Source organism: uncultured Kluyvera sp. (assembly GCF_902485085.1).
In the GTDB taxonomy this organism is placed as follows: Bacteria; Pseudomonadota; Gammaproteobacteria; order Enterobacterales; family Enterobacteriaceae; genus Kluyvera; species Kluyvera ascorbata.
Genome location: NZ_CABTJS010000186.1, coordinates 1 through 10371 on the forward strand (window position 1 = coordinate 1; position 10371 = coordinate 10371).

Here is a 10371-nt window from a genome sequence, read left to right on the forward strand (position 1 = left end):
AAACGCCCATCTGTAGAAACCAAATTCAGCACGGATCCCATCCCCTGAGAAGAGCTGTAGATTACCATAGTGCCGTTAGGTGCCAGACTTGGCGTTTCGTCCAGGAACGTTGACGACAGTACTTGTACGCCACCCGCTACCAGATCCTGCTTAGCAATGTGCTGCTGGCCGTTAGCCGAGCTGACCATTACCATAAACTTGCCGTCGCTGCTGACGTCAGCATCCTGGTTCTGTGAACCTTCCCAGGTAATACGCTGCGGAGCACCGCCGTTAACATTAACTTTATACACCTGTGGACGACCGGCCTGGTCAGAAGTGAAGGCCAGGTTCTGACTGTCCGGGAACCAGGTTGGTTCCGTGTTGTTGCTGCGACCGTTGGTTACCTGATGAATCTGGCCAGAGCCCAGGTCCATCACGTACAGGTTCAGGCTACCGGTTTTCGACAATGCGAACGCCAGTTTAGAACCATCAGGCGAGAACGCCGGTGCACCGTTGTGCTGCGGGAACGAGGCAATCTGACGCACTGCGCCGTTAGCCAGAGTCTGCACCACCAGCGCTGAGCGGCCGCTTTCGAAGGTCACATAAGCCACTTTCGAACCGTCCGGAGACCATGCTGGAGACATCAGAGGCTGCGGAGAACGGTGAACCACAAACTGGTTATAGCCATCGTAGTCAGAAACACGCAGTTCATACGGGAACTGACCGCCGTTGGTCTGAACAACGTAAGCAATACGGGTACGGAATGCGCCCTTGATGCCCGTCAGCTTTTCGAACACTTCGTCACTGGCAGTGTGACCAGCATAACGCAGCCACTGCTTGTTAACTTTGTAGGTGTTCTGCGCCAGCACGGTACCTGGGGCACCGCCGGTATCAACCAGCTGATAAGAAACATTATAGCTGCCGTCAGCGTTAGGGCTCACTTGCCCTACAACGACAGCATCAATACCCAGCGCAGACCATGCGGCCGGCTGAACTTCCTGAGCGCTACCCGGCTGCTGCGGCAGACGAGAACGATCTAATGGGTTAAATTTCCCGCTGTTACGCAGGTCAGCGCCCACGATACCGCCGATATCTTCAGGCGCAGCACCTTGCCCCGCCCACTGGAAAGGTACGACGCCAATTGGGCGTGCCGAGTCCACCCCCTGGGTGATCTCGATACGTACTTCTGCGTGCAGCACCGCTGCCCACAGCATCAGAAAACCAAATGCTACTCGTAATGCCTGCTTCATCATTTCTCCCTTATCCAGGCGGAAAGCCCACGATAATTTAGCAGAATGTTAACAAACTAAAATACACAAAACTACCAAAACCCACCGGCGCCCGAAGATAGTTTTCCCCCGCCGGAGCGGGGAAAATTATGCTTACGGCTTGAAGTCCAGTGGTGCATTTTTAAACACTTCATATACTGCCTGGCTCGGTGGTTTTGGAATCTTCGCCTGACGGGCTGCAGCAAGTGCGGCCTGACAAAGTGCGGGATCGCCACCCTCAGACTGAATGTCCAGCAACAGGCCATCTGAGGCGAGTTTTATACGCAACGTACAGGTTTTGCCTGCATAGGATGATGCGTCGTAGAACTTGCTCTCAATGGCAGATTTAATCTGCCCAGCATAGTTGCTGATATCCGCGCCTGACGCGCCATTATTTTTAGTATTACCACTCCCCGCTGCGGAAGCATTGTTACCTTTCGCTCCGCCGCCGGTTTTCGGTGCATTCTTACCAGAGCTAAGGTCGCCCAGCAGGTCATCTACGCCGGAAGAAGCAGCGGCTTTCTCAGCAGCAGCTTTTTTCGCGGCGGCCGCTTTTTCAGCTGCTGCTTTCTTGTCCGCAGCGGCTTTTTCAGCCGCAGCAGCTTTCTTATCTGCAGCCGCTTTAGCAGCAGCGGCGGCCTTATCGGCAGCGGCTTTTTCAGCGGCAGCTGCAGCCTTCTCGGCGGCAGCGGCAGCTTTTTCTTCCGCGGCTTTTTCAGCTGCAGCTTTCTTCGCTGCTTCGGCTGCCGCTTTCTTCTCGGCATCCGCAGCCGCTTTCGCGGCGGCAGCTTCAGCTACCTTTTTAGCATCGGCTGCAGCTTTCGCCGCTTCCGCTTCTGCTTTTTTCTGCGCATCGGCAGCGGCTTTCTTCGCTGCTTCCGCCGCAACTTTAGCCTGAGCATCAGCTTTTGCTTTCGCATCAGCGGCCGCTTTCACCGCCGCATCAGCCGCGGCTTTCGCCTGGGCATCTGCCTTCGCTTTTGCATCAGCTGCTGCTTTCGCGGCAGCTTCTTCAGCCTGCTTCTGCTGTTCCTGAGCTTCTTTAGCCGCTTGCTGCGCCTGCAAACGCTCTTTCTCCAGCGCTTTTAAGCGTTCCTGTTCAGCAGCCTGTTTCTCACGTAACTCTTCAGCCTGCTGCTGAGCCTGCTTTTCACGTTGCTCTTGCGCACGTTTCGAGCTGGATTGCTGCTGCTGTTGACGATTATAGTTCTCAACGACCGCGCCGGGATCGACCATGACGGCGTCGATGGACGAACCGCCACCGCCGCCCGCAGAAGCCTCTATATGTTCATCAAACGAGCTCCAGATCAGCGCCGCAAACAAAATGACGTGCAGCACTGCTGAAATAATTATCGCTCGTTTAAGCTTGTCGTTTTGTTCGGTTGCCTTTGACACTCTCGGTTCCCAAAAACTGTTCACCCGTTACTCTACAACGCAAAGAACAGGCCGTTCCCGGCCCGTACCTTCCGCGTGTGTGCGGCATCTTGCTGGTTAAATTGGCTGGGTCATTAACCCGACCGATTTCACCCCTGCGCTGTGTAACAGGTTAAGCGCTTTAATTATTTCATCGTAAGGCACGTCTTTCGCGCCCCCAATTAAGAAGACCGTTTTCGGATTCGCCTGTAACCGGCGCTGCGCTTCTGCAACAACCTGTTCAGGTGGCAGTTGCGGCATCTTCTCCTGACCGACGTTCACGCTGTATTGTCCGACACCGGACACTTCAACGATGACTGGCGGCTCATCATTGCTGCTTACCGCCTGAGATTCAGTTGCATCAGGGAGATCCACTTCCACGCTCTGCGTAATGATCGGCGCTGTCGCCATAAAGATCAGCAGCAGCACCAACAACACATCCAGCAGCGGAACGATGTTAATTTCGGACTTCAGTTCGCGACGCCCGCGTCCACGTGCTCTGGCCATGGCTTACCCCTTGTTGCTCTCGCTGACGGTAAAGGCCTGACGGTGCAGAATGGCGGTGAACTCTTCCATAAAGTTGTCGTAGTTCAGTTCCAGTTTGTTCACGCGTTGGTTCAGACGGTTGTACGCCATAACCGCTGGAATTGCCGCAAACAGACCGATAGCGGTGGCGATCAGCGCTTCCGCGATCCCTGGCGCAACCATCTGCAGCGTAGCCTGTTTTACCGCGCCCAGCGCGATAAAGGCGTGCATGATCCCCCAGACGGTACCAAACAGACCAATATACGGGCTGATAGAACCTACGGTACCGAGGAACGGAATATGCGTTTCCAGCGTTTCCAGTTCACGGTTCATGGAAATACGCATCGCACGCGAGGCCCCTTCCACAATCGCTTCCGGCGCATGGCTGTTCGCACGGTGTAAGCGCGCAAACTCTTTAAAGCCGCTGTAGAAGATCTGTTCCGATCCCGCGAGGTTTTCACGACGTCCCTGGCTCTCCTGATACAGGCGGGACAGCTCGATGCCGGACCAGAACTTATCTTCAAACGCTTCAGCCTCGCGAGTTGCCGCGTTAAGGATGCGCGTTCTCTGGATAATGATGGCCCAGGAGGCGATTGAAAAACCAATCAAAATCAACATGATAAGTTTAACCAGAAGGCTAGCCTTCAGGAACAAATCAAGGATGTTCATGTCAGTCACTGCTTAAACTCCGCGACAATAGACTTGGGAAGCGCACGAGGCTTCATGATGAGTGGATCAACACAGACAATCAGGACTTCTGCTTCATTCAGAACCTTATTCTCAGCGTTGACTATTCGCTGCGTGAATACCATGGAGGTACCACGCATTGATGTAATTTCTGTCTGGACTTCGAGCATATCGTCGAGTCGGGCAGCCGCAAAATACTCCAGCGTCATTTTACGCACGACAAAGGCCACCCGCTCAGCCAACAGCACCTGCTGACTGAAGTGATGGTGACGCAGCATCTCTGTGCGTGCTCTTTCATAGAAAGCGACATAGCTGGCATGGTAAACCACACCACCAGCATCGGTATCTTCGTAATAGACCCGAACCGGCCATCGAAACAGCGTTGTATTCACTTTACATCCCAGTAATGCAAAAAATTTTTGGGTTTTTGAACTTCGCTACTATACGCGCGGGAAAGATGGTTTGGAATGGGGGGAAGTAAACGGAGAGTAAATTTTTATGGGCTTATGCAAGCCCATTATCATCAGGCGATAATTTTCAACGATAGAAGAAGAAAATCAAACCAGCCAGCAGTACCAGATCGGCGATAAGCGGACAAAAAATCCCCTGCCAGTGAACCGTGCGTAGGCGGAACCCTACCCCATGGATCACCCCCGCGCACACTGACCACATCAACAGGAAACCATGCCAGATTTCCAGTTCACTGGTCTTCGCCGCAAAGCGCGTCGGGTCCCAGAAAATGCAGCCTGCCAGCAGCAAGGCCATCACAAGGGAAAGCGCCCGCAAGGGGCGCTTATCCATTATCGCGTACAACATTGCGATAACATTTTTCATCAGTGCTTTTCTTCACCCGCTTTGGTCGCTTCGACGTGCTCTAACGCCAGCGCGGTGATAACGCCGAATGCACAGGCAAGAAGCGTTCCCAAAATCCATGCGAAATACCACATATTCAGCTCCTTACTTAGTACAGAGAGTGGGTGTTACGTTCGATGTCTTCTTTCGTAATACGACCGAACATTTTCCAGTAACACCAGGTGGTGTAGGCCAGAATAATCGGTACGAAGACAGCGGCTACGTAGGTCATCAGGTTCAGCGTCATCTGGCTGGATGTCGCATCCCACATCGTCAGGCTCGCGCTCATCATTGTGCTGGAAGGCATAATGAACGGGAACATGGCAATACCGGCGGTCAGGATGATGCACGCCAGCGTCAGCGAAGAGAACAGGAACGCCCACGCGCCTTTATCCGCCTTAGTGGTCAGGATAGTCAGCAGCGGCAGTACCACGCCCAGAGCAGGAATCGCCCACAGCGCTGGCATGTTGTTGAAGTTCACCATCCATGCACCGGCTTCACGCGCCACTTCTTTGGTCAGTGGGTTAGACGGGCCGGAGTGATCCAGAACCGATTTCACCACGTAGCCATCGATGCCGTAGTAAACCCAGACGCCTGCCAGAGCGAAGCACACCAGAGTGACCAGCGCCGTCACCATAGAGACGTTGCGGGTGCGCAGGTGCAGTTCGCCCACGGTACGCATCTGCAGGTAGGTCGCGCCCTGAGTCAGGATCATCGCGACGCTGACAATACCTGCCAGCAGACCAAACGGGTTCAGCAGCTGGAAGAAGTTACCGGTGTAGTACAGGCGCATATATTCATCGACGTGGAACGGTACGCCCTGCAGCAGGTTACCGAACGCAACGCCAATCACCAGCGGCGGCACAAAGCTACCGATGAAGATGCCCCAGTCCCACATGTTGCGCCAGCGGGTGTCTTCAATCTTAGAACGGTAGTCAAAACCGACCGGACGGAAGAACAAGGATGCCAGCACCAGGATCATCGCCACATAGAAGCCGGAGAAGGCAGCGGCATACACCATAGGCCATGCGGCGAACAGTGCGCCACCGGCGGTGATGAGCCACACCTGGTTACCGTCCCAGTGCGGAGCGATGGAGTTAATCATGATTCGACGCTCGGTGTCGTTACGACCGAGGAAACGGGTGAGCATGCCCACCCCCATGTCGAAGCCATCGGCGACGGCAAAACCAATCAGCAGAATGCCAATCAGTAGCCACCAGATAAAACGCAATACTTCATAATCGATCATTTGACGACTCCTGTCTTAGCGTGCCGGCTGAGCGGTAGGCTGCTCATAGTGGTAACGACCGGTTTTCAGGCTGCTAGGTCCACGGCGAGCAAATTTGAACATCAGGTACAGCTCCGCCACGAGGAACAGGGTGTACAGGCCGCAAATCAGCAACATCGAGAAGATCAGGTCGCCCGCGGTCAGGCTGGAGTTAGCCACTGCCGTTGGCAGCACCTCACCAATCGCCCACGGTTGACGGCCGTATTCCGCTACAAACCAGCCGGATTCGATAGCAATCCATGGCAGCGGAATCGCATACAGCGCGGTGCGCAGCAGCCATTTTTTCTCGCCGATTTTGTTACGAATAACCGTCCAGAAGGAGGTAGCGATAATCAGCAGCATCAGGATGCCGCAGCCCACCATGATACGGAACGCGAAGTACAGCGGCGCAACGCGTGGGATAGAATCTTTGGTTGCCATCTGAATTTGCGCTTCGGTCGCATCAGATACGTTTGGCGTATAGCGCTTCAGCAGCAGGCCGTAGCCCAGGTCTTTCTTCACGTTGTTAAACTGATCGCGAACGGCCTGGTCAGTAGAGCCGCCACGCAGCTGTTCGAGCAGCGAGTAAGCCTTCATACCGTTACGGATACGTTCTTCGTGCTGAACCATCAGATCTTTCAGACCGGTAACCTGTTTATCAACAGAGCGGGTCGCGATGATGCCCAGCGCGTAAGGAATTTGAATGGCGAAGTGGTTTTCCTGCGCATCCTGGTCAGGAATACCAAACAGAGTAAAGGCGGCCGGTGCCGGCTGCGTTTCCCATTCGGCTTCAATCGCAGCCAGTTTGGTTTTCTGAACGTCACCCATTTCGTAACCGGACTCATCACCCAGAACGATAACGGAGAGGATAGCCGCCATGCCGAAGCTGGCTGCAATCGCAAAGGAACGCTTAGCGAAGGCGAAGTCACGACCGCGCAGCATATAGTAGGAGCTGATGCCGAGGACGAACATCGCGCCGCAGACGTAGCCAGATGCCACGGTATGGACGAATTTCACCTGTGCGACCGGGTTCAGGACCAGCTCAGAGAAGCTGACCATTTCCATACGCATGGTTTCGAAGTTGAAATCCGACGCAATCGGGTTTTGCATCCAGCCGTTCGCGACGAGGATCCACAGTGCTGACAGGTTGGAGCCCAGAGCTACCAGCCAGGTCACCGCCATGTGCTGGACTTTACCCAGACGATCCCAACCGAAGAAGAACAGACCTACAAAGGTAGATTCGAGGAAGAAGGCCATCAGACCTTCGATGGCCAGCGGCGCACCGAAAATATCGCCCACGTAGTGGGAATAGTACGACCAGTTAGTCCCGAACTGGAACTCCATGGTCAGACCGGTAGCCACACCCAGCGCAAAGTTGATACCAAACAACTTGCCCCAGAACTTGGTCATATCTTTATAAATCTGTTTGCCGGAAAGGACGTAGACCGTTTCCATGATTGCCAGCAGGAACGCCATACCGAGCGTTAGCGGAACAAACAGGAAGTGGTACATCGCGGTCAAGGCAAACTGTAAGCGCGACAGTTCGACTATATCTAACATCATGACTCCTTGCTCATCGCATGAAGACTCCGAGAATGAACCCGTAGACCGGGATTCAAACACATGCCCCAATACAAATTGATTTGTCCCCTTCCCTACTGCCGCCCCTTGGTGAACAGCGGAAACAGCAATAAGTGAAAGTTACAAACGTGTTAATAAAAAACTCAATTGATCCCTAAAATATATTACGCTGTAAAACCCTTACAATAAACAGGTTTTTATTGGAGAAGTTTTACGTTTTTCGACGGTGATCAATTTATAGCGAATCACACTGTTTTAGGCCAATTTGATCCACAACAATTTAGCCGTTTTAGTCGCTTATAGCCAGAGATTACATATTGATTTAAATCAACTTAACGCGAGATTGTTAATTATGTTTTTAATTGAATATTATGATGAACAAAATGTTAACAATGTGTTTTAGATTTGACTTTGATGGTTATCAATTGAAGTGAAATTGGACTTAGAGGTAATTGAATTTAACCTCGAGAAACCTGAATAACGTAAAATCGCCCGTATAGTTCAAAGTAGACCGTCCGTCATTTTTTTCCACATCAAACATTGCAGCATGACGCAAATAACATTTCATTTACTTTAAATATTAATAAATTAACATTTACCGCTATCTAAACGGATTTCCACTGTTGACGAATAATTTTTCCTCGCTATTGCTTGCGCAAAAAACGAGCAATAAAGACGATGGCAGATAAAATCAACGGCGCAACATTCAGGGCGGGAGAACATGATAAAAAAAGGCCACCCAGGGGCGGCCAACCATGTCGAAACTAGACATATAAGGCTCCCTCTTTTCCCTGTATGCAGCGGGAATTCGGTGAGGGAGCAGAGAGGATTACTTAATGACGGACTTCAGCGCTTCACCGATGTCAGCCAGGCTGCGAACGGTCTTCACGCCAGCGGCTTCCAGTGCAGCGAATTTCTCATCAGCGGTACCTTTACCACCGGCAATGATGGCACCAGCGTGGCCCATACGCTTGCCTTTCGGCGCGGTAACACCCGCGATGTAGCCAACAACCGGCTTGGTCACGTGATCTTTGATATAAGCGGCTGCTTCTTCTTCTGCGCTACCGCCGATTTCACCGATCATAACAATCGCTTCGGTCTGCGGATCTTCCTGGAACAGCTTCAGGATGTCGATGAAGTTAGAGCCTGGGATCGGGTCACCGCCGATGCCCACACAGGTGGACTGGCCGAAACCGTAGTCAGTGGTCTGTTTAACCGCTTCGTAAGTCAGGGTGCCGGAACGGGAGACGATACCCACTTTACCTGGTTTATGAATGTGACCCGGCATGATGCCGATTTTGCATTCGCCTGGAGTGATAACGCCTGGGCAGTTCGGGCCAATCATGCGCACGCCGGCTTCGTCCAGTTTCACCTTCACGGTCAGCATATCCAGCGTAGGGATGCCTTCGGTGATGGTGATGATAAGCTTAATGCCTGCATCGATAGCTTCCAGAATGGAGTCTTTGCAGAACGGTGCTGGAACGTAGATAACGGTTGCGGTTGCGCCCGTCGCTTCTACAGCTTCACGCACGGTGTTGAACACCGGCAGACCCAGGTGAGTAGTGCCGCCTTTGCCTGGGGTTACGCCGCCAACCATCTGCGTACCGTAAGCAATCGCTTGTTCAGAGTGGAAAGAACCCTGGCTACCGGTGAAGCCCTGGCAGATAACCTTGGTGTTTTTATCGATTAAAATGGACATTATTTCCCCTCCACTGCGGCAACAACCTGCTGTGCTGCGTCCGTCAGACTTTTCGCTGCAATAATATTCAGGCCGCTGTCAGCCAGTTTCTTCGCGCCGAGTTCCGCGTTGTTGCCTTCCAGACGAACAACCACCGGGACGTTAACGCCCACTTCTGCTACCGCGCCGATGATACCGTCAGCGATCAGGTCGCAACGTACGATACCGCCGAAGATGTTAACCAGAACGGCTTTAACATTGTCATCAGAGAGGATGATTTTGAACGCTTCGGTCACGCGCTCTTTGGTTGCGCCGCCGCCAACGTCCAGGAAGTTCGCTGGTTCGCCGCCGTGCAGTTTAACGATGTCCATGGTGCCCATTGCCAGGCCCGCACCGTTAACCATGCAACCGATGTTGCCATCAAGCGCAACGTAGTTCAGTTCCCACTGTGCAGCCTGCGCTTCACGCGGGTCTTCCTGAGACTGGTCGCGCATTTCGCGCAGGTCAGCCTGACGGAACAGCGCGTTGCCGTCAGCACCCAGTTTGCCGTCGAGGCAGATAAGGTCACCCTGCTTGGTCACAACCAGCGGGTTGATTTCGATAAGCGCCAGGTCGCGCTCGAGGAAAATGGTCGCCAGACCCATAAAGATCTTAGTGAACTGCTGAACCTGTTTACCTTCCAGACCCAGTTTGAACGCCAGTTCGCGACCCTGGTAAGGCATTGGACCTGCCAGCGGATCCAGCGCTACTTTGTGGATCAGGTGCGGGGTTTCTTCCGCTACTTTTTCAATTTCTACGCCGCCTTCGGTAGAGGCCATGAAGACCACGCGACGGGAGCTACGGTCAACAACCGCGCCCAGATACAGTTCTTTACCGATGTCGGTCGCGGCTTCAACCAGAATCTGGTTAACCGGCTGGCCGTGTGCATCCGTCTGGTACGTTACCAGGCGTTTACCCAGCCAATGCTCTGCAAAAGCGCGAATGTCTTCTTTAGAGTTTACGACCTTCACACCGCCCGCTTTACCGCGGCCACCAGCGTGAACCTGACATTTCACTACCCACGGGCCAGCGCCGATTTTTGAAGCGGCTTCTTCTGCTTCACGCGGAGTAGTACAGGCATA

At 53.2% G+C, this 10371-nt stretch carries 11 protein-coding genes; all 11 read right to left on the minus strand.

Annotated elements, in window-relative coordinates; all coding sequences use genetic code 11:
• Positions 1–1229 (minus strand): Tol-Pal system beta propeller repeat protein TolB (gene tolB / locus RDN66_RS23565; RefSeq protein ID WP_308538221.1); only part of this gene is annotated, 1229 nt, incomplete at its 3' end.
• Positions 1230–1361: 132 nt separating this feature from the next.
• Complete coding sequence (gene tolA / locus RDN66_RS23570) at positions 1362–2642, minus strand: cell envelope integrity protein TolA (protein ID WP_035892733.1); 1281 nt, start codon at positions 2640–2642, stop codon at positions 1362–1364.
• A 96-nt stretch (positions 2643–2738) separates the two neighbouring features.
• A complete protein-coding gene (tolR, locus tag RDN66_RS23575; protein WP_035892731.1) occupies positions 2739–3167 on the minus strand; it encodes a colicin uptake protein TolR in 429 nt (142 codons plus the stop codon).
• Between the two features lie 3 nt (positions 3168–3170).
• Positions 3171–3863, minus strand: coding sequence for a Tol-Pal system protein TolQ (gene tolQ, locus RDN66_RS23580; RefSeq protein ID WP_115074598.1), 693 nt, complete (start codon positions 3861–3863; stop codon positions 3171–3173).
• On the minus strand, positions 3860–4264 hold the full coding sequence (gene ybgC / locus RDN66_RS23585; protein WP_035892730.1) for a tol-pal system-associated acyl-CoA thioesterase: 405 nt from the start codon (positions 4262–4264) through the stop codon (positions 3860–3862). The genes tolQ and ybgC overlap by 4 nt, the downstream gene beginning before the upstream one ends.
• A 145-nt stretch (positions 4265–4409) precedes the next feature.
• Positions 4410–4706, minus strand: a complete 297-nt coding sequence (gene ybgE / locus RDN66_RS23590; RefSeq protein WP_035892729.1) for a cyd operon protein YbgE — start codon at positions 4704–4706, stop codon at positions 4410–4412.
• Positions 4706–4819, minus strand: a complete 114-nt coding sequence (cydX, locus tag RDN66_RS23595) for a cytochrome bd-I oxidase subunit CydX (protein WP_003858598.1) — start codon at positions 4817–4819, stop codon at positions 4706–4708. Before cydX ends, ybgE begins: the two co-directional genes overlap by 1 nt.
• 14 nt (positions 4820–4833) lie before the next feature.
• Positions 4834–5973: a cytochrome d ubiquinol oxidase subunit II gene (gene cydB, locus RDN66_RS23600; RefSeq protein ID WP_035892728.1), complete on the minus strand. Its 1140-nt coding sequence runs from the start codon at positions 5971–5973 to the stop codon at positions 4834–4836.
• Positions 5974–5988: 15 nt separating this feature from the next.
• On the minus strand, positions 5989–7551 hold the full coding sequence (cydA, locus tag RDN66_RS23605; protein WP_035892727.1) for a cytochrome ubiquinol oxidase subunit I: 1563 nt from the start codon (positions 7549–7551) through the stop codon (positions 5989–5991).
• An 850-nt stretch (positions 7552–8401) separates the two neighbouring features.
• Positions 8402–9271 carry a succinate--CoA ligase subunit alpha gene (gene sucD / locus RDN66_RS23610; protein ID WP_035892726.1) on the minus strand — a complete coding sequence of 290 codons (870 nt, stop codon included), beginning with the start codon at positions 9269–9271 and terminating at the stop codon, positions 8402–8404.
• Positions 9271–10371 (minus strand): ADP-forming succinate--CoA ligase subunit beta (gene sucC / locus RDN66_RS23615; RefSeq protein ID WP_308538222.1); only part of this gene is annotated, 1101 nt, incomplete at its 5' end. The genes sucD and sucC, both read right to left, overlap by 1 nt.